The sequence below is a fragment of the Novosphingobium sp. genome, from assembly GCF_027489515.1.
Lineage (GTDB): Bacteria > Pseudomonadota > Alphaproteobacteria > Sphingomonadales > Sphingomonadaceae > Novosphingobium.
Genome location: NZ_JAIXZS010000010.1, coordinates 1 through 24,469 on the forward strand (window position 1 = coordinate 1; position 24,469 = coordinate 24,469).

General features: G+C 66.8%; 17 protein-coding genes and 1 tRNA gene. 5 read left to right on the plus strand and 13 right to left on the minus strand.

Translation table 11 applies throughout. The annotated features are described in order from the left end of the window. Window positions 1-1,503: endopeptidase La (gene lon, locus Q0082_RS00650; RefSeq protein WP_298188737.1), on the plus strand; the 1,503-nt coding region annotated here is incomplete at its 5' end. 260 nt (window positions 1,504-1,763) lie between these two features. Next, entirely contained in the window at window positions 1,764-2,036 is a 273-nt protein-coding gene (locus tag Q0082_RS00655; protein WP_054121870.1) for an HU family DNA-binding protein, read from the plus strand. 120 nt (window positions 2,037-2,156) lie between these two features. On the opposite strand, the gene Q0082_RS00660 is transcribed toward Q0082_RS00655, so the two are convergent. Continuing rightward, window positions 2,157-3,053, minus strand: coding sequence for a hypothetical protein (locus Q0082_RS00660; RefSeq protein WP_298188738.1), 897 nt, complete (start codon window positions 3,051-3,053; stop codon window positions 2,157-2,159). Between the two features lie 38 nt (window positions 3,054-3,091). Beyond that, entirely contained in the window at window positions 3,092-3,916 is an 825-nt protein-coding gene (gene rlmB, locus Q0082_RS00665; RefSeq protein WP_298188740.1) for a 23S rRNA (guanosine(2251)-2'-O)-methyltransferase RlmB, read from the minus strand. 184 nt (window positions 3,917-4,100) lie between these two features. Here rlmB and Q0082_RS00670 point away from each other — a divergent pair. Then, a tRNA-Tyr gene (locus Q0082_RS00670) sits at window positions 4,101-4,186 on the plus strand. 227 nt (window positions 4,187-4,413) lie between these two features. Here Q0082_RS00670 and Q0082_RS00675 read toward each other — a convergent pair. The 6 genes from Q0082_RS00675 to Q0082_RS00700 form a co-directional block, all read right to left on the minus strand. Next, window positions 4,414-5,736: a glycoside hydrolase family 130 protein gene (locus Q0082_RS00675; protein ID WP_298188741.1), complete on the minus strand. Its 1,323-nt coding sequence runs from the start codon at window positions 5,734-5,736 to the stop codon at window positions 4,414-4,416. A gap of 18 nt (window positions 5,737-5,754) precedes the next feature. Next, window positions 5,755-8,124, minus strand: a complete 2,370-nt coding sequence (locus tag Q0082_RS00680; RefSeq protein ID WP_298188742.1) for a glycosyltransferase family 4 protein — start codon at window positions 8,122-8,124, stop codon at window positions 5,755-5,757. A gap of 274 nt (window positions 8,125-8,398) precedes the next feature. Next, window positions 8,399-8,959, minus strand: a complete 561-nt coding sequence (locus Q0082_RS00685) for a VOC family protein (RefSeq protein ID WP_298188744.1) — start codon at window positions 8,957-8,959, stop codon at window positions 8,399-8,401. Between the two features lie 130 nt (window positions 8,960-9,089). Next, window positions 9,090-9,578: a DUF3237 domain-containing protein gene (locus Q0082_RS00690; RefSeq protein ID WP_298188746.1), complete on the minus strand. Its 489-nt coding sequence runs from the start codon at window positions 9,576-9,578 to the stop codon at window positions 9,090-9,092. Then, on the minus strand, window positions 9,575-10,657 hold the full coding sequence (locus tag Q0082_RS00695) for a nitronate monooxygenase (RefSeq protein ID WP_298188748.1): 1,083 nt from the start codon (window positions 10,655-10,657) through the stop codon (window positions 9,575-9,577). The genes Q0082_RS00690 and Q0082_RS00695 overlap by 4 nt, the downstream gene beginning before the upstream one ends. Before the next feature lie 169 nt (window positions 10,658-10,826). After that, window positions 10,827-11,942, minus strand: a complete 1,116-nt coding sequence (locus Q0082_RS00700; RefSeq protein WP_298188750.1) for a DUF2332 family protein — start codon at window positions 11,940-11,942, stop codon at window positions 10,827-10,829. A 212-nt stretch (window positions 11,943-12,154) separates the two neighbouring features. Between Q0082_RS00700 and Q0082_RS00705 the strand changes: the two genes are divergently transcribed. Together Q0082_RS00705 and Q0082_RS00710 are read left to right on the plus strand one after the other, a co-directional pair. Next, window positions 12,155-14,662 carry a TonB-dependent receptor gene (locus tag Q0082_RS00705; RefSeq protein ID WP_298188752.1) on the plus strand — a complete coding sequence of 836 codons (2,508 nt, stop codon included), beginning with the start codon at window positions 12,155-12,157 and terminating at the stop codon, window positions 14,660-14,662. A gap of 98 nt (window positions 14,663-14,760) precedes the next feature. Further along, window positions 14,761-16,593 carry a methyl-accepting chemotaxis protein gene (locus tag Q0082_RS00710; protein WP_298188754.1) on the plus strand — a complete coding sequence of 611 codons (1,833 nt, stop codon included), beginning with the start codon at window positions 14,761-14,763 and terminating at the stop codon, window positions 16,591-16,593. Here Q0082_RS00710 and Q0082_RS00715 read toward each other — a convergent pair. The 5 genes from Q0082_RS00715 to Q0082_RS00735 are packed head-to-tail and all read right to left on the minus strand — an operon-like array spanning window position 16,590 to window position 24,338. Next, entirely contained in the window at window positions 16,590-17,216 is a 627-nt protein-coding gene (locus Q0082_RS00715; RefSeq protein ID WP_298188756.1) for a flavin reductase family protein, read from the minus strand. The genes Q0082_RS00710 and Q0082_RS00715 overlap by 4 nt on opposite strands. Further along, on the minus strand, window positions 17,216-18,160 hold the full coding sequence (locus Q0082_RS00720; protein WP_298188758.1) for a carbon-nitrogen hydrolase family protein: 945 nt from the start codon (window positions 18,158-18,160) through the stop codon (window positions 17,216-17,218). Before Q0082_RS00720 ends, Q0082_RS00715 begins: the two co-directional genes overlap by 1 nt. A 48-nt stretch (window positions 18,161-18,208) precedes the next feature. Further along, a complete protein-coding gene (locus tag Q0082_RS00725) occupies window positions 18,209-19,561 on the minus strand; it encodes an amino acid permease (protein WP_298188761.1) in 1,353 nt (450 codons plus the stop codon). A gap of 38 nt (window positions 19,562-19,599) precedes the next feature. Then, on the minus strand, window positions 19,600-23,472 hold the full coding sequence (locus Q0082_RS00730) for a hypothetical protein (RefSeq protein ID WP_298188763.1): 3,873 nt from the start codon (window positions 23,470-23,472) through the stop codon (window positions 19,600-19,602). Beyond that, entirely contained in the window at window positions 23,469-24,338 is an 870-nt protein-coding gene (locus Q0082_RS00735; RefSeq protein WP_298188766.1) for a hypothetical protein, read from the minus strand. Before Q0082_RS00735 ends, Q0082_RS00730 begins: the two co-directional genes overlap by 4 nt. Window positions 24,339-24,469: the final 131 nt, after the last annotated feature.

Here is a 24,469-nt window from a genome sequence, read left to right on the forward strand (position 1 = left end):
GGCAAGAAGTCGAAGCTCAAGAAGGATATCGCGGCGGCGCAGGCGATCCTCGATGCCGATCACTATGCGCTCGACAAGGTCAAGGACCGGATCATCGAGTATCTCGCGGTGCAGGCGCGTACCAACAAGCTGAAGGGACCGATCCTGTGCCTCGTCGGCCCGCCGGGCGTCGGCAAGACGTCGCTGGGCAAGTCGATCGCCAAGGCCACTGGGCGGCAGTTCGTACGCCAGTCGCTGGGCGGTGTGCGCGACGAGGCCGAGATTCGCGGCCACCGCCGCACCTACATCGGCTCGCTGCCGGGCAAGATCGTGACCAATCTCAAGAAGACTGGCACGTCCAACCCACTCTTCCTGCTCGACGAGATCGACAAGCTGGGACAGGACTTCCGCGGCGACCCCGCCTCGGCGCTCCTCGAGGTGCTTGATCCGGAACAGAATTCCAAGTTCCAGGATCATTACCTCGAGCTCGATATCGACCTCTCGGACGTGATGTTCGTGTGCACTGCAAACAGCCTCAACCTGCCGCAGGCGCTGCTCGACCGCATGGAGATCATCCGGCTCGAGGGCTATACCGAGGACGAGAAGGTCGAGATTGCCGAGCGGCACCTGATCGCCAAGCAGATCGAGGCGCACGGGCTTAAGCAGGGCGAGTTTACGCTCGAACCGGCGGCGCTGCGCGACCTGATCCGCTTCTACACGCGCGAGGCGGGCGTCCGCACGCTGGAACGCGAAATCGCGCGGCTGGCGCGCAAGGCGCTGCGGCGGATCCTGGAGAAGAAGGACACCGCGGTTACCATCACCCCGGAAAACCTCCCGGACTTTGCCGGCGTGCGCAAGTTCCGTCACGGCATGTCCGACGAGGAAAACCAGGTCGGCGCGGTGACGGGTCTGGCCTGGACCGAAGTGGGCGGCGAACTGCTGACGATCGAAAGCGTGACGGTGCCCGGCAAAGGTGCGGTCAAGACCACCGGCAAGCTTGGCGAAGTGATGAGCGAGAGCGTCCAGATGGCGTTCAGCTTCGTCAAGGCGCGCGGGCCCCAGTACGGGATCAAGCCTTCGATCTTCAACCGCAAGGACCTGCACATCCACTTGCCCGAAGGCGCTGTGCCCAAGGACGGGCCGAGCGCGGGCGTCGGCATGGTGACGGCGATGGTTTCGACGCTCACTGGCATCCCGGTGCGTGCGGACGTCGCCATGACCGGCGAGGTCACTCTGCGCGGGCGTGTGCTGGCGATCGGCGGGCTCAAGGAAAAGCTGCTCGCCGCGCTGCGCGGTGGCATCAAGACGGTCCTGATCCCGGAAGAGAACCGCAAGGACCTCACCGAGATCCCGGCGAACATCCGCGAGGGGCTGGAGATTATCCCCGTGAGCCACGTCGACGAAGTGCTCGCGCGCGCGCTGACGGCGCCGATCGAGGCGATCGAATGGACCGAGGCCGATGAACTGGCGGCTGGGCCGGTCGCGGCACTGGGCGGAGGTGCGAGCGTACCGACCGCGCACTGAGCCAGAACGATTGCTGTGGTGCAGCATGAGTTGTCATGCTGCACCCTTGCACTGCAGCATTAACCTTCGGCTCGCCGGGCCCTATCTTCCTGCGGCAAGCGTCTGCTCATAACGTCAGAAACGGGCCATATTCCGGCGTTTTTTCGGCGAATCCCGGCGTTTTTGGCTTTGACAGGGAATTCTTTCTCGGCTCTCTTCCCGGCACCCGAATTTCGATTCAGGCAGCCGGTGTTTGCATAAAAGCCAATGGGGGTTCCGCAATGAACAAGAACGATCTGATCAGCGCAGTGGCCGACGCGAGCGGTCTTTCGAAGGGTGACGCAACGAAGGCGGTTGAAGCCGTTTTCGACAGCGTGACCTCTGCGCTGGCCAAGGGTGATGAAGTGCGTCTCGTCGGTTTCGGTACGTTCTCGGTCGCCAAGCGCAAGGCCTCGACCGGCCGCAACCCGCGCACGGGCGAACCGATGTCGATCAAGGCCTCGGCCCAGCCGAAGTTCAAGGCCGGCAAGGGCCTGAAGGACGCCGTCAACTAAGACCGCAAGGTATTTGCGCGAAGCCTTCGGGGGTCGCGCGCGAACTGCACCAAAAACGCCGCGCCGGGATGCCGGAGCGGCGTTTTTGGTGTGGGCGCTCCTTCAAAAAAGGAAGAAGCCCTACTTCAACTTGATCAGCGCGGTAGGGGCGGCGGCGGTGCGCACATCCACCTTCCAGTCCAGCCGGGTGAGGCCGCTGGCGGGATCGGCCTGCGGGCCTTCGTCGGTATTGTTGGCAAGGATCTGGCCGTCGGTGCGCAGGCTGAAGGTGCCCTCGGCGATCGGCGGGCCATCGCTGCCGGGTTTCGAGCCAGCCTTGCCTGCGGTCTTCATGCCGCCCATTGCTCCGGCCATGGCACCGAGCCCCGGCATCACCGGGTTCGCCGCTGCCGTGCTGAACGCGGGTGCATCGACCCGTACGCTGCCATCGGCGCGGCGGATTACCGATACGAACGGCATGACCATGGGCAACCGCTCGATCGTGGGGAAGGTGAAATCGTGGTCGAGCCGGCCGGTGGCGGTGTAGTCCACCTCGAACTTGCCCGCACCCTTGCTGATGACCGAGGCATAGCCCTGCTGGCGCGCGAGGCGCTGGGCAAAGGCTTCGGCGGCCTTGGGATCATCGGGATCGATCCCGCCCATGAAGGCCTGCATCATCTTGCGGTTCTGCGCGTCCTCGCCCGCCTTGGCGGCCTTGCGCGCCTTCTGCTCGTCGTTCCATTTGGCGCGCTGCTCGGCGATTTCGGCCGGGCTGCAATCGTGCGCCTCGTCGGTCTTGGGATCGGTGCAGGGCTGCTGTTCAAACGGCTCGGCCGGGACCTCTTCTGCCTTTGCGCCTTTGCTACCCTGCGCGAGCGCGGCAAGAATGATCTCGCCCTTGTAGTGAAAGCTGAAGGTGCCATCACGGCGCAGCGAAAGATCGCTTGCGAACTTGCCGGGAAGGACCATGCACCCGGCCAGCAGCATAAGCATGGCAGCGGCGCCGATCACGGCGGCGGTCCGGCGATTGCATTTCATGGCTCATCCCCCTTCTTGCGGGATGAGCGCCGGCTGGATCAGTCGGCCTCGCCCCGAGTCGCCACAGCATAGAGCGCAATCGCTGCAGCATTCGAAACATTCAGGCTTTCTATAGCGGAAACAATCGGCAGTCGCGCGATGGCATCGCAGTGCTGCGCCACGTTGTGCCGGAGGCCTTCGCCTTCCGCGCCGAGCACGAGCGCCACCGGGCCGGTGGGCACGGCCGAGGGGAAAACCGCGCTGCCATCACCATCGAGCCCGATCCGCCAGTATCCCGCCTCGGCGATCTGTTCGAGCGCGCGCGCAAGATTGACGACGCGGACCCAGGGCACGATTTCGAGCGCGCCCGATGCGGATTTGGCGACCGTGCCCGATTCCGGCGGCGCGTGCCGATCCTGCGTGATCAGCGCGGCGGCACCAAAGGCAGCACAGCTGCGCAGAACAGCCCCGACATTGTGCGGATCCGTCACCGAATCGAGCAGGACCAACGTGCGCCCGTCCGCTTCGTCGAGCACGTCGGCGAGCGCGACATCCTCAAGCGCAAGGCAATCGAGCACAAGCCCCTGATGCGGCGCATCGCGCGCGACAAGGCGGGCCAGATCGGCGGCCTGCGCGTATTCGACGGGGAGCGAGGCCGGCAGTTCGGCATCGTTGTCGTCGAGCAGCGCCTGGATTGCCTCGCGCGTGCCCCAGAGCTTCTTTGCGGTGCGCAGCGGGTTGGTCAGCGCAGCTTCGACCGCATGGCGGCCCCACAGCCGCACCGCACCGGTCGAGGCCCGGCCCGAGCCGCGCCCGCCCTGCATCCGCCCGGCCCGTCCGCGCATGGGCTTCGAGCGGCCGGTGTTTTCATCACGCTTGGGCATTGCCTGGCTTTCCATGCTTGCAAAATGTCGCTTGGCCCATGCCAGCCGCCCCTTGGACAGGCAAGGCTGTTGACAGGCGGGCAGCGCTTCGCCAAAGGGGCGCCTCACTCGGCCGGAGCCGCCCTTTTTAACCGAAAGGCGGCGCACAATCGGGAGCTTGCTCCCGGACCGGCAGCACTGGTGTGGACAGGTGGCCGAGTGGTTAAAGGCAGCAGACTGTAAATCTGCCCGCGCAAGCGTACGCTAGTTCGAATCTAGCCCTGTCCACCACCAGCCGTTCCCAGAACATTGCCATAGCCCCGGCTTTTCCGGGGAATTTGCGCGCCTGCTGTTTGCTTGCAGAACATCGCGGGCGGACGGCGGCGAACTTCGCGGCGCCAGGGGAGACGCGGGTCAGCGCTGGACATCCGGGGTTGTACCCTTGCCGCCCTCCAGGGGCTCTCACGCCTGCTCTGGCGGCCTGTGCCTGCAAACCGGTTTTCCGAAGCCAGCTGGAATCACACCAGCGTGGCAAGAATATCCTTCACGCGAGCGAGGCCGAAGCCGACCGCGATATCGGAAATGCCGTAGGGCAGGAGCAGCTGGTCTTCGCCCACCAGCATGCCGCCGCAGCTGTAGACTACATTCGGCACATAGCCGGCGCGATCGGTATCCTCTGCGGTGAGGATCGGGCAGGCCGAGCGGCCGAGCACGCGGCTGGGATCGTCGCGGTCGAGCAGGGCGCACCCGAGCGCGTACTTGCGCACCGGGCCGACGCCGTGGGTGATCACGAGCCAGCCTTCCGGGATCAGCAACGGGCTGCCGCAATTGCCGATCTGAATGAATTCCCACGGAAATCGTGGCTCCATCAGCAGCACGCCGTCATCATCCCAGGTGTCGAGCCGGTCCGAGCGGAGCAAGTAGAGGTTCTTGCCGTCCTGCCGGCCAAGCATGCAATACTGGTCGCCGATCCGCTGCGGAAACAGCGCCATGCCCTTGTTGCGGCCGGCCCTGCCCCTGATCGGGGTGAGATCGAAGCTGCGGAAATCGCGCGTCCTCAGTAGTTCGGAACGGATCGAACGCCCTGAATAGGCAGTGTAAGTGCCGAGCCACTCGAAATCGCCATCACCGTGATCGAAGCGCGTCAGCCGCAGATCCTCGAGGCCGTTGGCCTGCTGTTCAGTGATCGGGAAGATGACGGTATTGGGCAGCGAGCTTTCGGCATTTCGTGCAACGGTGACCGTCGCATCCGGATCGCTGCGCGGATTGTCGTCGGTCCGCTGCACGCTGGTAGCGAAGGCCGACTGCGGCGAAAGCGTGAAGGTGCCGTCTGACTGCACGATGCCGTCGCGAAAGGCGATCGAGCTGATGTGACCTTCACCGACCGCGCGCAGCGTGAGCACGAAGCGCACCGCTCCGTTCTCCATGCCCGTCTGGTCGGGGGCGGGAACGATGCTGGGGTTCATCAGCGCGGCGGCGGCATAGGTATACTCGTGGCAGAAATAAGCGCCCAGCAGGCGGCGGCGCGCAACGGAGAGGCTGCTGCCATCGAAGTGCAGGCCCTCCGCCACTTCGCGATAGCGCGCCTCGAACATGTGTTCGGTCTGCCAGTGGCGGTCGCCGAAGTCCCGCAGCACGGATTGGTACTCGCGCTCGATCTCGGCTTCGGGCATTTCCATCACATCGTGCACAAGCGCAAGAGCCCGTCCTTCAGGCGCGCTGGTCGCCTGCCAGCCGAGATGGAACGGGCGCAGCACGGTGCGCGAGGGATCGGCATGGAGCCGCAAGTCGAGAATCCGCAGCGGACTCGCCGGATGGTTGGGACAGGGTGGATCGGACATGGTGAAGGGCCGGCGCGCTCAGGCCATGAGCGCGCTGGTGCCTGTTCGGGAGACCGGGGGCCGATCAAGCGGCTGCCGTGCCTCGGCCGCCTGCAAGAGCGCTTTCAGGCTATAGTGCCCGAGATGATAGGCGAGGATCGATTCAGCCCCGCAGTTCTCGTTGCGCCCGCGCGGTGTGACGCCATCGCAGCAGGCTCCGGTGGCGGGATCGGCGAGCACGATGCCGCGATCGTTGCCGCCAAGGGACCACTGGTAGGCGCATTCGGCGTGGCGCAGCCAGAACGGATCGTGCGTCGCCAACGCGGCGGTGCGTGCGGCATCGATCGCGGCGTGCGCCTCGAGCGGCTGCTGGTCGAACGGCAGCGATGCAGCGTCGAGGCCGAAGGTTTCCGAGCCGACAGGCCGGAAATGGCCGGATGCGGCGGTCTGGTAGTCGGCCAGCCATTGCAGGGCTGCGAGGCCAGCGTCGAGCCAGTCCTGCCGGCCGAGCAGCAGGCCGCCCTCGATCAGGGCTTGGCACAGCCGCGGGTTGTCGTAGGCCAGCATCGGCTCGAACCAGATCCAGTCAGGGCGCCGATGCTGCTGCAGGAGCTGGGTGAGTGCATCACAAGTGCTTACCACGCGCGCCTCGGCCGCTGGACTGTTGACTCCGCTGCGCAGTAGCGCGGAGGCGCCGAGCGCGGCGAAGGCTGTCGCGCGGGGGGACGAGACGCCCTCGAGCGCCGGGGTAGCCACGGCGAAGAGCTGCGCGGCCCAACTGCGCATGGGCTTGAACGGGCTGTTCTCGGCGGTGTGGCCCAGCGCCCAGAGGGCGCGGCCATTGGAATCCTGTGATCCGACCGCTTCGCACCAGCTCCGGTCATAAGCCATGAAGTTACGGAACCGGCCCAGGTCTTCGTTCCATGCGTACTGAACGAAGGCTGCGTATGTGACGCTCCAGCGGTGGCGGTCTGCCATATCGAGCGAGGTGGCGGCATTCATCAGCATGAGTGCGCGGGCATTGTCGTCGATGCAGTAGCCGTGGCGGCGGTCGGGGATTTCGCCGATGGCGTGCTGAAACATGCCGGTAGCATCGCTCATGTGCCAGACCGCCGCCGGTGCGGGATCGCCTTGCGGCAGCAACGGGCGGGATCGGGGGGACTGGGTCTTGCGCAGCAGCTGCATGCTGGCGCGCGCGAAGTTTGGCCAGATTGTGCGCCGGCCTCGCGCATAGGCACGCTCCTGCATGGCGAGCAGGCGCTGCGGGCTGGAAAGCAATGCGTTGGCCGCCTCGGCGATGGCCTCGGGCGATCCTGGCTCGATCAGGCAGCCGACCCCGTCCGCGAGCAGTTCGCGCGCGTGGACATAGGGTGTCGAGACCACCGCCTTGCCCAGCGCGACCGCATAGCTCAGCGTACCCGACGTGGTCTGCCCGAGGCTGCGATAGGGCGTGAGATAGATGTCGCAGGCCTCCAGCTGGCCGAGCAGTTCGTCGATCGCGAGGAAGCGGTTGTCCCACTCGATACTGCCGGCGACTCCAAGCCGCTCGGCAAGATCCTCCAGCATGGCGCGGTAGGCTTCGCCCTCGCGCGCGGCGGTGACGGGATGCGTGGCACCGATGATGCGATAGACGGCATCAGGGTGCTGCTCGAGGATGGCGGGCATGGCGGCAATCGCCACATCGATGCCCTTGCCGGGCCCGATCAGGCCGAAGGTTGTGAGGACCTTGCGGCCTTCGAGGCCCATCCGCTGCTTGGCTGCGTGGGCTGTTCCGAAAGGCATGTCGGGGGCGCCGTGCTCGATCACGTCGACGATCTCGGGCCGGGCGCCATAGACCGAGACGAGGATCTCGCGGCTCTGCTGCGACATGACCATGATGCGCGAGCAGCGCTTGACGAGATGCTCCATCGCCGCGCGCTGGCCTTCGCTGGGGGTAGCGAGCACAGTGTGGAAGGTGACGATGATCGGCGCTGCGACGCGGTCCGCCAAAACGGTGACGAGCCCGCCATCTTCTCCGCCGAAGATGCCGAACTCGTGCTGGATCCACACGACATCCGCGCCGCTGGCGTTGATCGCCTGCGCGGCCGCGACATAGCTGCCGCACGTCTCTGCGGCGATGATGGAAATGTCTTCGGCGTAGGCGAGCCGGCTGTCCCCGGCATCGAGTGCATAGACGTCGAGACTGATATCCGGGAAGTGCGCGGCAAGCTGCTCGCACAGATCGGCGGTGAACGTGGCGATGCCACAGCTGCGCGGCGCGTAGGTGCCGATGACCGCCACCCGCATCGCAGGCCGGCGCCCGGGGGCCGGGCGGGCAAGCAGCGAGCGCAGATCGGCAGGGGCCTCTCCGCCCGGCACCGATGCAAGCGGCGCGCCCGGCGCCTTGTCGGCGTAATGGCTGGTGGTCATGGTGGGTCCTTCAGGGGAGAGCACACTGGATAATGGGCCAGTGCCGCTGAAGTTCCCTGCGGGCCAAGTTGATCGGCGCCGATTGCGCCAGGCCGCACCATCAGGACCACTGACCGAGTGATGCCGTCCGCGCAGCCGCCCGCCGATCATGGGCGGAACAGAGATGACTGGGCCGCCAGTGGCCTTGGCAGGTGCATGGAGGCTACCGGATCAAGCGCCCCGCGTGCAGAGCGGCATGCTGATCGGCGCCAGATCAGCCTTGCCGCAGCTGCGCCTATTTCGGCAGGAGCGGCGCGCGCTGGTAGGTCTTGATCGAGCCTGACTCGATCGTTGCGGGCGTCGCCGCGTCACGCGCTTCGTGGGCGCGCTTCCACACACCGAAAATGCCCATGATGTGCGGCGGATCGCCGTGGATCTCGGTAAAACCACCGTTGAGTGACCGGGTGTCGAAATAGGCGGCGTTCACTTCGTCGGCGTAGAGTTCGGTGGCGAGCGGATAGCCCATGTCGAGCCAGCGCTGGCGTTCGGCGGCGAAGTCGGAAACGAGGTAGGCAATGTGGTGGAAGCCTTCCTCGCCGGCCTTGTACATGTCGCGGTAGATCGAGGGCTGGTCGTCATGCTGCTCGATAAACTGGATCATCGTATCGCCAAGGTATCCGAAGGCGTAGGAGACATCGGCCTCGACCGCGGTGCCGCGATAGGTGAATTCCTCGCAGCGATGGTGGCGCGCCATGAAGAACGGCCCGGCGCCGAACGCACTGGCCCATTTCTGCGCCGCCGCATCGATGCTCTGCACGTAGTAGGCTTGCTGGAATAGCGGGTAGGACCGGGTCATGCGATCGCTCCTTGCAACGGGGTGCCGCAGGAACGCCAGATGCGACCGGGACGTCAACCGCCATTTCCGCCAGGCGTCGGGCCCGGCCGGATGCCTTCATGCCCTGTGATGTGCGGCGGCAGCCGAGCGTTCAGAGCAGCTCGTGCAGGCTGTAGATCGGACCGCCCGGCAAGCGGTGGCCGAGGCCGATGGCGATCACCCGGTTCAGCCAGTCGTAGTGCGGCGCCGATGTGGTGAAGCGCGCGGTGGTGCGGAAATGGTAGGCCTCGGGATCGACTGGTTCGCCGCGCGCCAGACGGGCGAGGACATCCGGCGGACCGGTGCGGATGCCTTCATAGGTCATGCCGATCACCGCGCCATCGTCGGCGGCAAGCACGATGCGGGCGTCGAGCAGGACAGTGCCATCGGCGCGGACGGTCTGCCAATCGGCACCGCCGGGCAGGATCGTGCCCGACAGCCGCTCACCGGCAAAGCGGCCGCCAGCGATGTTGCCGACGCGCTGGTCCGTGCCGCCAGGGGCGCCGACGGTGTGGATGCGGTCAACGGTGACGTCCATGACGAACAGCGGCCGGGTCTGCACCGGCCCGAGGCGGTCCAGTGCGGTGGCGAAATCGATCACGCGGTGGCTCCTTCTGCAAGGACCAGCGCCAGTTCCTCTGCGAGCATGCGAACGAGGTCGGCTGCCGGCTTCGCGCGCACAAGGGGGGCGCCTTGCCCGGCCCAGTGTGCGCCGTAACCATGCTCGCCCCTTGCTCTTGCGGCGGCGTGGAGCGCTTTGCCGAGATCGTAGGCGATCGGGTAGGCGGGGATCGCAACATCCTCGCAGCTGCCGTTCAGCGCGGCAAAGCGATTGGGCAGGATGCGTGCAGGGCGGCCGGAAACCATGCGTGTCATCGTGGTTCGCGCGCCGCCGCTTGTGGCAAGTGCAGCGCGGTAGCCGGCGTCGGCAAGGCTTTCGTCGGCGGCGATGAAGGCGGTGCCGAGCTGCGCAGCCGATGCGCCCAGCGCCAGCGCCGCTGCAATGCCCCTGCCATCCATGATGCCGCCAGCCGCGATGACCGGCACATCAATCGCGGCGGTGATCAGCCGGACGAGCGACAGGGTCCCGAGCATCTCGTCCGGCGCGTCGGGATCGAAGGTGCCGCGGTGGCCGCCTGCTTCCCACCCTTGCGCGACGACAGCGTCGATACCGGCGGCGGCAATCGTCCGGGCTTCGGCAAGGTTCGTCGCGGTTGCGAGCAGGACGATACCGGCGGCCTTGAGCGCGGCAATCGCGGCAGCAGGGGGCAAGCCGAAGTGGAAGCTGACCACTGCCGGGCGTTCCTCCAGCAGCATCGCCAGCATCGCATCATCGACCACGAAGCTGCGGTAGATTTCGCGCAGTCGTGCCGGCGGCTCCGCGCCATGGGCGGCGAACAGGGGCCTGAACCGCTCGATCCATGCCGCCTCTCTTGCGGGGTCCGCGGCGGCGGGCGCATGGCAGAACAGGTTGACGGCAAATGGTCCGGTCGTGCGGGCACGCACCGCACGGATCATGGCGCGTGCCGCTGCGGCGTCGCCCGCGCCGACCGCAATCGCGCCGAGCGCGCCGGCATTGGAGACAGCAGCGGCCATTTCCGGCGAGGAAACGCCGGCCATGGGGGCCTGGATCAAGGGCAGGCGTATTCCCAGCAGCGGCAGCAGAGGGTTCAGTGGCATTCCAGCGCTCCGGCACCGATGGCGTGGCGTACCATCAATGACCGGCGGACGGGCCTGCGTCCACATGCTTGATCGCGGCGGTCACGAATGGCGCGTCAGCGCCCGCGCCGATCCACCCAGCCTATGCCGGCATCATCGTCCTGTCCGGTTCCGGTAATCCGGTGAACGCTCAGTCTTCCAGCCCGAACCACTCGAACCATTCGGCATAGGGATGGCAGCGTGCCGCCAGCCGGGGGCGGCCCGAACGCGGGCTGCCATCCCACTCGGTCACGCGCACTTCCACCGCGCTGCGGCCCTCGTTCCATTCGAGACCGACGCGTACGAGCGGCCGATCCGCCTCGGCGCGAGCCCCGGCGGCGGACAGCAGCCGCTCGATGGACAGCCGCTCGGCTTCGGGCAGATATTGCAGCACCATCGAGTGGAACACCACGCGCCGCTGGCCCGTAGCTTGCGGTGCAGCGAGCTGGCGGGCCAGCCAGAGCCCGGCGCTGCCTTGCTCGACGCGGGGCGGGTGCCGCCGCGCCAGCGCAATCGCCGCGCGCAGCCGCTCGCTGCGTTCGCGCTCGCCCGGCCAGATATAGGCCTGGAGTCGCTCCGCATCGCCGGGCCGGGCAACATCGAGCGGGCTGAGATCGACACCCTCGGCCAGCACGATCGCCAGCCGCCCCGGACGAGGCGTGCGGCCAGACCACTGCGGGGCGATCACGACGTCACTGGCGCCATCACCGGCGTGCAAGGATCCGATGCGCAGGTCATAATGCGCGAGGTTGAGGTTGAGCCCGGCGCTGGCGCCAAGCTCGAGCAGGCTGCAGGGCATCTCGCGTGCGGCCGAAAGCTCCATCAGCGCGGCAGCCAGCCCGGCAATCCGCGCGACTTCGTTGGTCTGGGTGGGGCCAGTGAGCCAGAGCAGCAGATCATCTTCGGCATCGTGCAGCACCACCGCAAGCGCCGCGTCCAGTTGCAGCGGATCGGGAATGGTGGCGGTTTCGGCCGCCGTATAGAGGGCCTGAAGGTCGGGAAAGCGGCCCGAGCGCGCGATGGCGTGAAGACCGGCGTTGAGGCGGAAAATGACCCCTGCGCTGGCAAGGTCGCCCGGCCACTCCTCTATCACGCGGACCAGCGCCGGGGCTTGCCAAAGCGTCCGCGCGAGGGATTCGAGCAATGCGGCAACAAAGTGCTTGCCAAAGCGCTGCGCCTTGGCGGCTTCCAGCAGCAGCTGCGCTTCCCCGCGCAAGGCGGGACGCAGACGGGTTAAGGGCAGGGCCCCGAGGGCAGTGGTTTGCATGGGGCTCGTTTTCACATCCGTAGAGGCGCCCGGTCTGTGAGATAGCGTTCCAAATTTCAGGGAAAGCGCCTCCCCGTAAAAGCCCTTAAGCGAATGCGGAAGCCCTGCCTCTTGCCGCATTAACCATCGTAGAAGTGCGTAAACCCCCAATCGGCGGCACTTAAACCTATGCCGGTATCGCCCCGCCTCGACGTTCCCCCATGAGGTATTCCATGCGACACTGGCATCTACTGGTTTCCACTCTTCTTGCGACGGCGCTCGCCACTCCGGCATCTGCGGCCGAGGCCAAGGACCCGAGCGAAACGGCAAAGCCGGCGGCCGCTCCCGCCAAGACCCCTGCACCGAGCGGCAAGACCTTCAGCACGGGCGTCGCCAAGGGACGTGATCTTCTCGATACCGCGATTTCGGCCAGCGTGATCGACGAGACCGATCTCGCCAAGCTTTCTGTTAGCTCCGTCGCGGGGATCATGCAGAACATTCCAGGCATCCGCGCCGAGACCTCGGACGTTGACGGGTTCTCCTCGATCACGGTGCGCGGACTGCCGCTTTCGGCCGACGGCTCGAAGTTCCTGCAGATTCAGGAAGACGGTCTGCCCGTGCTCGAGTTCGGCGATCTGCACTTTGCCGGTGCCGACCAGTTCGTGCGCGCCGATCTGACCCTGTCGCAGGTCCAGGCTATCCGCGGCGGCTCTGCTTCGACCTTTGCCTCAAACTCGCCGGGCGGGGTGGTGAACCTCATCTCGAAGACGGGCGAGACTGCGGGAGGTGTAATCCAGGTCTCTAGCGGCATCGACTACGATCTCAAGCGGGTCGATTTTGCCTATGGCAGCCCGCTCGGCGATGGCTGGCGCTTCCATGTTGGCGGCTTCTTCCGCCAGGGAGAAGGGCCGCGCGCCATCGGCTATGACGGCTTCCGTGGCGGCCAGATAAAGGCCAACGTCACCAAGCAGTTCGCCAACGGCTATATCCGCTTCTACGGCAAGTATCTCGACGACCGGCAGCCGAACTACTCGCTGTTCCCCGTTGTCGTCTCGGGCACCAACGACGCGCCCAAGGTGGCGGATCTGCCGGGCAACAGCGTGCGCGGCGATGCATATGAGTCGCACTTTGGCGCGAGCTACCTGGGCGTGGATCAGAACAACAATCCCACGACCTATAATGCTCGCAATGGCCTTCGCGGCATCAGCAAGTCGATCGGCCTCGAAGCGCAGTTCGAGGTGGTGGGCTGGACGGTGAGCAACCGCTTCCGCTTTTCCGACATCAGCGGTGAATACAATGAGAGCATCCCGATGGTGACCGCTCCCGCTCCGGTGCTGGGGCTGATCCTGGGGGGACCGGGCGCGGGGTTCACTTATGTCAACGGACCGCTCGCCGGGCAGGCGATCACCGATGGCCGGCTCGCTTCGCTTTCGATCCGCATCAATGCGCGGCTGAACAACATCGACAACCTCACCAACGACCTGCGCGCCAGCCGGGTGTGGAACCTTGGCACCGGCCGTCTGACGACCACCGCAGGTGTCTACAAGTCGTCGCAATCTGTCGACATGTTCTGGAACTTTGCCAACACGCTCAATGATCTGGCCGGTGGCGGCAGCAACGCTTCGCTCGATCTGAAGTCAGCGACGGGCACCGCGTTGTCGGACGGCGGCGTCTATGGTTACGGCTTCGGGTTCGGCGTTCCGACAGCGGCCTACCACAACCACTACGATGTGCAGTACAACATCCTCGCCCCCTATGGCTCGGTCAACTACCAGATCGGCAAGCTCTCGATCGGCGGCAGCCTGCGCTGGGACAACGGCAAGGTGCGCGGCAGCGTGACGAGCTCCGATTTCGGCCAGCCCCGTCCGTCGACCGCCGCGATCGACGTCAATGGCGATGGCACGGTCTCGGTCGTTGAAAGCAAGGTCGCCATCCTAACGCTCGGGAAGTCGGCAGCCGTCGATTACGACTACGATGTCGTCTCCTATTCGGCGGGCGTGAACTACCGCTTCGGCGAACCCTTCTCCGCCTTCGCGCGCTACAGCCGCGGCGCGCGCGCCAATGCCGAGCGCATTCTTGGCGCTGCCTCGCTAAACCCCGCAACCGGCCAGCTGATCGATCCCTCGGTGGCCTACGGCGCCGTCAAGCAGGCTGAAGTGGGCGTGAAGTTCCGCAAGGGCGGCCTCACCGCCTTTGTCACGGGCTTCTGGGCCTCGACAGCTGAGCGCAACTACCAGATCGGCGCCGATGCCAGCGGCCAGGTCATCGTGATCCCGGTCAACCGCACCTACAGCGCGAAGGGCATCGAATTCGAGGGTGAGGCGCGTCACGGTCCGTTCTCGCTGACGCTGGGCGCGACCTGGACGAAGGCAAAGATCGACAAGGATCGCACTGATCCGACGCTGGATGGCAACCGCCCACGCCATATCCCGACGCTCTCGTTCCAGGCCCGCCCGCAGGTGGAAGTGGGCAAGGTGACGCTGGGCAGCGTGATCAACGGCACGACGAGCAGCTTCGCGCAGGACAGCAACATCCTGAAGCAGCCGGGCTATGTGATCTTCAGTCCGTTCGTGCAGTTTCGTCCGGTGGAGCGGGTGCAGATCGGCATCAACAGCTTCAACGTGTTCAACAAGCTGGCCATTGTCCAGCTCGCCTCGGCGGCAATCCCGCCGGGTGGCCTGATGAACGCGCAGGTGATGAACGGCCGCACGGTCACCGCTTCGCTGCGCTACGCGTTCTGACGGGATGGGCCCGCATGGTTTCCCGGCCATGCGGGCCGCACCCGCTCCTGCAAACCCATTTCATGCCATGAAGGATTCTTGATACCGTGTTCGACCGCATGAACATCCCGCGCAGGCTTGGTCTGTCATTCGTCACCCTGATTGCCGCGGCGGCAATGATGATGATCGTCTTTGGCGCCAGCCTTGCCATGGTCTCAAGCGTGACGGCACGCAACACGGCGAGCCAGGACGTTCTTGCCGACACGCTGACGCTGGAGACGGCGCTGCTGCGCCAGAACAGCCAGTTGCGCGGATTTCTGGTGACGGCCGACCAGAGCTATCTCAAGTCCTACTACGAAGGCCGCGACGATTATGACAAGGCCTCGGCCAAGCTGGAAGGCCAATTGAGCGCTGAACCGCGGCTCAAGGATCTTGTGCTGCGATCACGCGCCGAAACGCTGAAATGGCGCGAGAACTGGGGTGACAACTATGTCGGACTGGTCAAGTCCGGGGAGCGCGACGCCGCGCAGGAAGCCATCCGGGCCGCTGGCAAGGCGGTGCTGGTGACCGATGCCGTCCTTCCCTTGCGAGAGATCAGGGACGCCAAGGCCAAGGAGATCGTCGTCGAAACACAGCGCCAGGCCTCCGCAATCGTGTTTGCCTGGATTGCGCTCGGCCTCGGCGGGGCGACACTGATCGGGCTTGCGGTGATCATGGCGCGGCGCCTGTCGCGCTCGATCGCGACGCCGATCACCGAGCTGACCCACACCATGTCGAGCCTCGCCCAGGGTCACACGAACGGTGTGGTCCCCGGCACCGATCGTGTCGACGAACTCGGTGACATGGCGCGCGCGGTGCTGGTGTTCCGTGATGCGACGCTCGAGCGCGACCGTTCCGTCAAGGAGCGCGAGGAGGCGATGGCCAAGATCGGCGCGCATCTCGCCGCCGTCGCGCATTCCGATCTGTCGGTGCGGCTCCACGATGTGCCGCCGGCATTCCAGTCGGTCGCCAACGATTTCAACGACGCGATGGAGCGGCTGTGCCAGGCGATGGGCCTTGTCCAGCAGAGCATCGTCGCGATCAATCTTACCTCGAACGAGATCCAGCAGGCGACTACTGATCTCGCCGGACGCAGCGAGCAGCAGGCCGCGAGCCTGCAATCGTCCTCGGCTGCGATGGACCACCTGACGACGCAAATCGAGAACTACGCCAAGATTGCGGCCGATGTCAGCGGCTCGATGGTCGAGGCTCGCGGCGAGGCGGAAAGCGGCGGCATGGTGGTGAGCCGCGCGATCGAGGCCATGGACAATGTGGCGCGGGCGAGCGTGGAGATTTCCGATATCACCACGATGATCGACGGGATCGCGTTCCAGACCAATCTCCTCGCGCTCAACGCCGGGGTCGAGGCAGCGCGGGCGGGCGAGGCAGGCAAGGGCTTCGCGGTCGTCGCCTCCGAAGTGCGCGCGCTGGCGCTGCGGGCGACCGAGGCGGCCAATGCGATCAAGCAGCGCGTCGCCGCCGTCACGGGCCATGTCGAATCCGGGGTCTCGCTCGTCAACGAAACCGGCTCCGCGCTTGAGACGATCATCAGCCGCGTGAGCACGGTGACCGCGTCGATATCGACAATTGCCGAGACGGCGGGCGAGCAGAGTCTGGCGCTGCGCAAGATCAGCAAGGCGATCGGCGCGATGGATCAGATGACCCAGCAGAATGCCGCGATGGTCGAGGAAACCAATGCCGCAACCAAGAACCTGACGCAGGAAGCGCAGCAGTTGAGCAATGCCTTTGCCAGCTTCAGGATCGGTGACAAACCTGCGGCCGCGAATCCGGGGGTGAGGAGCTATGCGCCGAGCAAGGCTGTGCCGTCGCCTGCGGTGGCAGCAGCCCCGGCTCCGCTGCGCCAGATCAGCCACGGCAACCTGGCGGTCGATACCGATTGGTCCGAGTTCTAGTTGGTCGGTCTGGCCTGGTAAACTGGCCGCGCGAGCGTGCGGTTGGTCTGTATGCGGGTATAGCCGCCGACGCCGTGGACCCGGCCGATGAGCTGCATCGCCACCGGATCGGGCCGCAGGGTCGCGGCATCGACAAAGCGGTCGTCGATGGTCATGGCGATGATCTCGCCGAGGATGATCGTGCTGCCGGGCGGTGCATCGATCGCCTGATAGAGCCGGCATTCGAGGCTCACTGGCGCGCCTGCGATGCGCGGCGGCGCCACCAGTTCGCTGGGGAGCATTTCGAGCCCGGCGAGCATGGCCTCGTCGATTTCGGGCGGGGCGTCGACGCAGGTCACGTTCATCGCCTCGAGCATCGGCTCGCTCACGAGATTGACGACGAACTCCTTGGTTTCCAGAATGTTGGTCGCCGTATCCTTGAGGCCGCCGCCGCTCCCGCGCATCGCGCCCAGCACGACCAGCGGCGGTGCAGCCGAGATCATGTTGAAGAAGCTGTAGGGCGCGACATTGCCAACGCCCGCCGCCGAAAGCGTCGAGACCCAGGCAATCGGGCGCGGCACCACGGTTCCTGCGAGCAGCTTGTAGCGCTCGGCGGCGCTGAGGGCGTCCATCCTCAGCTGCATCAGGCTTCGTCCTCGATCCAGGCCACGGGAGGCTTGGCGCGGCGATCAACGGTGAGGCGGAAGACATCGGGCCGCGAATAGTGCCCGGCGGCGTCGAAATCATAGCGCCCGCGCGCGATCTCGGCAGGGTCGATATCGGCGTAGAGCACGGTCTCGCCGCTGTAGTCGGGCCCGGCCAGCAGTTCGCCCAGCGGGCCGACGATGAGGCTCCCGCCGCGCATCAGCACTGTCTCGGCATCCTCGCCCAGCATGCATTCCTGTCCCTCGGGCAGATCGCGCCGGCGCAGGAACTGGCAGGCGGACAGCAGATGGCAGCGCCCTTCGAGCGCGATGTGGCGCATCGAGGAGACCCAGCCGTCGCGGTCGTCCGCGGTTGGTGCGCAGTAGAGCGTGACGCCCTGCGCATACATCGCCATGCGCAGCATCGGCATGTAGTTTTCCCAGCAGATCACCGCGCCCACGGTGCCGAGCGCGGTCTCCACGGCGGGCAAAGTGGAGCCATCGCCGAAGCCCCAGATGAGGCGCTCGGCAGCGGTCGGCATCAGCTTGCGGTGGTGCGCCATCGCGCCGCGTTCACCATCGATGATGAGCGCGGTGCAATAGAGCGTGGAGCCCATCCGCTCGATCACCCCGATCACCACAACCATGCCGGCTGCTTCCGCCGCCTCCCGCACCATCGCGATCTCCGGCCCGTCGAGCGCCACCGATGCTGCAAAATAGCGCGCATAGGCCTCGCGCCCCTCGGGCAGGCGCAGGCCCACAGGGGCACCGAAGCGCGCGCCCTTGGGATAGCCGCCGATGAAGGCTTCAGGAAACACCGCGAGGCGGGCACCAGCGGCACCGGCCTCGGCAATCAGGCGGGCAGCCTTGGCGGCGGAAGCACCGCTGCCGGCTGGATCGGATGCCGCCTGCACAACAGCGGCGCGAAAAGGCGAAGTGACCATGCCGCCAGTTAGCATGACAGCGGGACCCTTCCGCAATGGCAAAGCGCGTCAAGCTTTGACCGTCATCCGCAAGCCCGTCCGCACCACGAAGCCGAGCGCCAGCATCCCGAAGCTGATCAGGCAGCCCGACCAGCCGACATAGACCGCGCTGCTGTAGAGCACGCCCGCGCAAGCGGCGGCGAAGATGAGCGGCAGGAGCGGATAGAGCGGCACCTTGTAGGGGCGCTCCACGTCCGGCTGGCGGCGGCGCAGGACCACCACGGCAAGCCCGCTCATGGTGAGGAACAGCCAGTAGATCGGCGAAAGGTAGTCAACCATCGTCGCAAAGCCTCGTCCCGATGCCGCGCCCCACGCGATGAGGGCAAGCTCGACGGCCGTCTGCACGAGGATCGCCGCGCGGGGCACGCCGCGGCTCTGGTCCCACTGCGCGAGGGCGGCGAGCGCGGGCTCGTCCTCCGCTGCGGTATAGAGTGTGCGCCCGCCGACGATGATCAGTGCATTGAGTACCGAGAAGGCGGCAATGGCGACGCAGATCACGATTATCGTCTCGCCCGCCGAGCCGAACGCGCGGGCCATCAGCGCCGCGGCGGGGGCCTCGCTGTTCGCCAGGCCCGCCATGCCGAGCCCGCGCACATAGGCCCAGTTGGCGATCATGTAGAGCGCGGTGATCAGCACCATTCCGCCGAACAGGGCGCGCGTCATGTCCGCCGGCGTGCGCACTTCGGCGGAGAGCGTGGAGGCATCGTTGAAGCCGCCATAGGCAAGCATGATGAAGACCATCGACTGCCCGAACGCGGCCAGCGTGACGGGGGCGACGGGGCCCGCCGCGACCTGCTGCGGGGCGACGCCGTGATAGGCCAGCCATAGCGCCGCGCCGCCGAGCGCGAGGAGCGCGGCGACGTCCATCGCCACCATCGCGATTTGCGCGCGGGTACCTGTCTGGACTCCGCGCAAGTTGAGCGCGGTCAGGAGGATGACCATACCGCCCGCGACAGCCGCGCGGGTAAAGGTGCCCATCGGCACGAGTTCGGCGAGGTAATCGATCCCGACGAACGCCAGCAGCGCGCCCGAGGCGGAGAAGATCACCGCGAAGCGCGACCAGGCGAAGAGCCATGCCGCATCTGCGCCGAATGCCTCGCGCAGGAAGCGGTAATCGCCGCCGGTATCGGGGAAAGCTGCGGAGAGTTCGGCGTAGCAAAGCGCGCCGATCAGCGCGAAGACCCCGCCCAGTGCCCAGGCCAGCATCAGCGCGCCTTCGCCGCCGAGGCTCTGTGCGACGAGCTGGGGCGTGCGGAAGATGCCCGCGCCGATCACCATGCCCATGACGACCGCCGCAGCGGCCGTCGTGCTCAGGATGCGCTTGGGCTGATGGTGGGGTGGGGGCTCGGGCGCAGGCTGCATCAAGCGGAACGGTAGAGAAATTTACCGCCGTGGGAAGGCTACTGCGCCGATTTCACATAGATCGACTGGCGCAGAACGCTGGACTTGCCGCCGAGCGTCAGCGTGACAGGGCCCTCGAGCCGGATCTTGAGGCTGGCGGCCTGCTGGGGATCAAGCTCGAGGTGGTACTCGCCCGCAGGCAGGCGCTCGAACAGGAAGAAGCCATCGGATTCGCTGCGAGCGCGCGCCGCCAGGCTGCCATCGGGCCGTAGTAGCCGCAGTTGCAGGCGCGAGACCGCGCGGGTGCCGGATTCGGCGCGAAAATAGGCGGTCCCTTCGATGTCGCTCAAGGTGACGATCGCGAAATCGCTGGTGTGGATGCGGCCCGGGCGCGGCACCACCTCGATCCCCGGGCGCGCGGGCGCAAGGGCGATATCGGGCATGGAATCGCTGTCCACCCGCACCGAGGCGCGCGCGCCATCGCCAAGGCCGGTGATGAAGGCGCGGCCCCCGGCGTCGGTGCGGTTCTCGTCGGTCCCCGAAAGGAACGTGACGCCCGCAACCGGCCCTTCGCCCGCATCGCGCACACCGTTGGCATTGGCATCGGCAAAAGCCGTGACCGCCACCGCGCCGCCGCTGGTCAGGCCGGGCCGGGCAAGGAAGGCGCGCCCCGAAAGCGGATTGCGCCCGAAACTGAAACCGACCCTGAGCGCCAACGAGAAGTTGCGACCCGGAAAGCCGTAGGCGCCGTCGAACGCCACGTTGACGGGGCCGATGCGGCGGATCGCGGAAAGGCCCAGCGTGGTCTGGTGATCGACAAGCGTATGCGTCACCCCGCCGCGCACCAACGTGCTGGTTCCGAAGCGGTGATCGGCCTCCAGCGTCACCGATTGGAGGTTGACGGTGGGCGCAAGCCCATAACCGAGACTAGCGCGATAGCGTGTGCGCGAGCCCGAGAGCGTAGCGAGATCAAAGGTGCCGAGCAGGCGGCTACTGGCCGGCGTCGTTGGCGCGCTGACCCGGTTGTAGTCGAAGGTGTTGGAGAGCAGCACCCCGCCGAGCGGCAAGGTGGCGCGCAAGGCGGCGTCGGTCTGGCGGCGGCCGTCGGCAAACTCGATGCGGCGCACCTGGCTGGTGATCGGCATGATCCGCGCGTTGGTGCCCGAGCCGAAATGGAGCGTCGTGTTGAGGTTCAGTTCGCTCGCGCGGCGCAGTGGATCGGCGGTGAAGGCGCGCACTTCGTCAATCGCGCCGCCGCCGTATTCGGCGTGGTTGAGGCTATAGGCAAGGCCGAGGAGCTTTCCGCCGAGGCCGACTTCGACCGTGGTACCGCCGCCGTTCTGCACCCCGAGATCGAGCCGCAGCGCGGTCGCGCCGATGCCGCTTCTGAGGCCTGCCGCAGCGAGCCAGTGCTTTCTGCTCCCGCTATCCCATGTCGCTGCAGCCATTGTCGCGGTGACCGCGCGGCTGAGGCCGTAGCCCAGTTCTGCCGTCGCGCGCCAGGCGCCGAAATCGGGCGCAGGGCTGAAGCGAGGACCGCGCACGCCGAAGAGGTTGGTGTCCTTCTGCGCGGCGCCAAGGCTGTAGATGAACTGCCCGGGCGCAAGGCGGCCATCGCCGACACTGATCTTTCGCACCACTTCGCGGCGCTGCCCCTGCGGGCCGTAGAACACGAGGCGGAACACATTGAGCCCGAAATCGACTGGCACTTGCAGGAAGGCATACTGCCCGTTCACCGGCGTGCGGGTCGATCCGATCAGCGTGTTGTTGCGATAGAGCTCGACCTCATAGCCATCGAGCAGATCGCCGCGCAGATCGACCGAATCGAAAATCGAGGCTTGTTCGAGCGGGGCATTGGTGACGAAGGCGCCGCGCCCGCTCACCCCGCGCAGGCCGATGGGGAGCGCGCCGGTGGCAACATCGCCCAGCTGGAATTCTGTCGCTTTGAGCGGCCCGAGCAGATCGCCATCGGGATCGCGCCGGCCGAGTTCGAGGCGCGCGGCGGTAAGGCCATCCCGGGTCGAGACGCTGGCATAGGCACGCGCGGTCATGAAGGCGAAGTCACCCGCAAGGCGCAGATCTGCCTCGAGCCGTGCGCCAAGATCGTCGTCTGTCAGTGCGCGCAGTTCGGTCTCGCCCACAGGCACCGATAGGCCGCGCCACGGCGTTTCCTCGCGCGGGAAGCGGGAGCTTGAGTCGCGGCCGGAATCACGTGCGGCGCGCGAGGCTAGGCGCTCGCGATCCGCTTCGCGCGCCATGCGTTCCTCGAAAGGGAAGGGTTCGCGGGTTTTGACGGCAATGGTCTGGTTGCGCAGATCGACCTTGAGATCGAGCGGGAAGAGATCCGAGTAGCGCTCGGCGCGCACATAGAGCTCGCCTTCGAATGCCACCGCATCGCCCTTGCCGAGCGGGATCGGCTTGCCGGCGACGACCAGGCTGCCATCGCGCAAGTTGAGCGCGATCGTGCGCTTTTCATCGAGGAACCAGCCGCTTGCGTAATGGCCATCGTCGCTGACGGCGATCGGCAGATCGAGGAAGCGGGTCAGTGCGCCGAGCGGCAGATAGACACCCTGGCGCAGGCCGTAGGCGACGATGGTGTCGCTCATCTCGCCCTGCGCGGTCTCGATCTGGAGGATAAGCTCGTCGTCGTCGCTGATCACCGGGACGGCGCTCGCTGCGCCGAGCCCGGCCTGATCGGTGATGTTGGCGCGCAGCGGAGAGGCCGTCAGCGCGGGCTTGGTTGCGGCGGCAGGCGCCCCGAAGGCGGGTTCGGGCAGCGCGCGGCGGGTTTCGGCCAGGTTGCGCTTCGTGGTCGGTGCGGAGGCAGGGGCGGCCGCGGGGGCAGCGCTGAGCGCGACCTGCGTGAGCGGCAGTGCGGTCGGCGCATAGGCAAGGCGCGTCGGTGCAGGCTTGGTGTTTGCCGGCTTTGTCCTAGGCGACTGTGGCTGCGCGGCAGACGAAACCATTGCGCCGCCGAACGCCGGCAAGGGAAGCGCGTCGGCAAGCTTGGCCGGGAGCGGACCATCTTCCGGCGAAGCAGGCATGTCCAGCTCACGCGCGGGCGTTTCAGGCGCGGGCGGTGCTTTGGTCGGCGCCGGAGTGGGCTTGGTTGCAGCCATTTCAGTTGGTGCGGGGCGCGGGAGGGGCGGCGCGATGGCAGGCGGGCCCGGCGGCGGCATTGCCGTTTGCGCGGCCACCGCAGTTTGGGCAGGTTTTTCCACCGGCACCGGTTCCGGTTGGGCAACCGGCGGGGCGGGCGCGGGCGTGGCTTCCGGTGCTCTGGTCTCCGGTACCGAGCTGGGTGGGGGCGGCGCGGCAGGCGTCGCCACCAGCGCGACAGGCGTGAGCGCCGGAGCCATAGCCGGCGCGGGCTCTGTCTCAGGGGGCGGGCCGAAGGCCGGTACCGGGAGCGGATCGGTGGCCGCGAGGGCCGCACTGGGGGGCTCGGGCTGCGGGGGTGCAGCCACGGCTTCCGCAAGCGGGGACGCCGCCTTGGGGACAGGGGATGGGGCGAGGGCCGCCTCTGCCATCTGCGGCAGGGGCTGGACCGGCTCAGGCGCGATGGCGCGGCGAAAAGCTTCCGAAAGCACCCCTTCGGCGGCTGGGGACGCTGCGGCCTTGGCCGAAGCAGGCGCGAGGGGTTGAGGCTCCAATTGTGCCGCGGCGGCCTGCTTTTTCACCGCCCGCTTGGGCGCTGCTTTGGGTGCAGGTGCGGATTTCCGCTGCTGTTCCGCCGCCGCTGCAAAGCGCGGTTCCGGCAGCTTTACTGTGCGGCGCGCTTTCTTCGCCTCGCGCGGGGGATCGGACGCGGCGCCTTCCGGCGGCGTCAGCTCCCGGCGCGCGGTATCACCCGCGAGCGCGAGCGTAGCGCCCAGCACGACCCGCAGCGAACTGGAGGATCCGCGTTGCTGGCCCCCCCCGCGTGGTTTCACGGCACGATGAATTCCTGCCGCGCGAGCACTTTGCCGGGTGTCATGTCGTCATCGACATAGCTCACTGTCCAGCGCGTGCCCTTGGCCAGAAAGCGTGGCTCGGTGGCGGGATCGATCAGCACCTGCACCGCGCGCTCGGGGATCTCGGTATAGACGCCGATGCCCTTGATCTCCGCCACCGGCTTCTTCCCACCCGGCGCCGTGATCGTGATATCGCCGAAGGCCGAGCGCGTGCCTTCGCGCGTGATGGTGAGCGCGAGCGCGAGCGGCGAACCGGGCGCTGCATTGAGCTTGAGGTCCTTGAGCCCGGCCGTCAGCGTCGTCTCGCCCACGCGGACGATGACCGGGATCGAGATGCCGAAGCGCGGCACGATGCGCACGCCGATGCCGCCGCCGGTATCGCCGCCGGCCGCCTCGTCGATGCTGGTGCCGCCGGTCTCGGGCGGGACCGAAACGACGGTGAAGTGCGAGCGGTACTCGCCCGGCGGCAGCTCCGGGGGGACCCGCGCCATGATCCGCACCATTTGCGCCTCGCTTGCCGGCAGCGCGACATGGCGCGGTGACCAGCGCAGGAAGCCGCTGGCCGTATGCGCGGCATCGCGCGCCGCGGTATCTTGCACCGTGGCAAGATCGACCAGCCGCCCGTCGCGCTGCATCGCCATATCGGAAACGGTGATCTCGTATTCGCCGGGCGCGGCAGCGCGGTTGTAGAGCCCGACGCTGGCGATGCGCGCTCGGTCGTCTATGACGACACGTTTGGGGAAAAGGTTGATGTCACCCATGCCGCCTACCGCGCCCGCAGGCAGCGCAGCCGGTGCGGGCGGCGCATCGGCTGGTTCATCTGCCTGGCCCGCGGCTTGCGCCAAGGCACTGGAAGACAAGGTGAATGCGAGACTGAGGCCAAGCGCGGCAGTCTTTAGCGTCGCCGCAAGGCCACGAGGTCCGGAGATAGGCAAGAGGTACGTCCCGTGTCAGCGAAATAGGTTAACGCCCTTAT